This is a genomic window from Bacillus sp. LR--39, assembly GCF_053613335.1.
On the sequence record NZ_JBSIOT010000780.1, the window covers coordinates 1 to 748 of the forward strand.

The window sequence follows — 748 nt, forward strand, 5'->3', positions numbered from 1 at the left end:
TGGACCCATTTGTGTTTAAAGGAAAAAAGAACGAAAACGTTTCAGCATAAGAAAAGAGGCATGCAGCATGACCAGCATTCATGAGGATACACACATTGGCTATGCCAAACTCACAATTCGCAGTCTGGAGCGTTCGCTTCAGTTCTACTGTAACGTCATCGGTTTTCAAGTCTTAAAAAAGACGGATCGCCAAGCGGAATTAACGGCTGACGGGAAACGCGTACTGCTTATTCTTGAAGAAAATCCGAGCGCTGTCGTCTTGCCTGAACGGTCTGTGACAGGCCTTTATCACTTTGCGATTCTTCTTCCGGACAGGAAAGAACTTGGGATCGCGCTCGCCCGCCTGATTGAACACGGCATTGCTATCGGACATGGAGACCATGCTGTCAGCGAAGCGCTCTACCTGTCTGATCCTGACGGAAACGGCATTGAAATGTACGCTGACCGCCCCCGCAGCACGTGGCAGCGTGATCGGGAAGGAAACTATGTCATGACGAAAACCGCTGTTGACATTGAGGGCCTTCTGGAAGAGGCAGGAGATGAGCGGAAAACATCGCTTCCGAACGATACAATCATCGGACACATTCATCTGCATGTCAGTGATTTGAAAGAAGCAAAGGCGTTTTATACAGATGTACTGGGCTTTGACATTGTCGGAAACTATGCGGGCATGTCCGCCCTCTTCGTTTCAGCCGGGGGGTACCACCATCATATCGGCTTAAACATTTGGGCGGGAAGAAATGCGCCG

1 protein-coding gene is annotated in these 748 nt (G+C 49.7%); it reads left to right on the top strand.

The genetic code is table 11. The annotated features are described in order from the left end of the window. Positions 1-67: 67 nt before the first annotated feature. Positions 68-748: catechol 2,3-dioxygenase (gene catE / locus ACWHAR_RS26505; RefSeq protein WP_452088350.1), on the top strand; the 681-nt coding region annotated here is incomplete at its 3' end.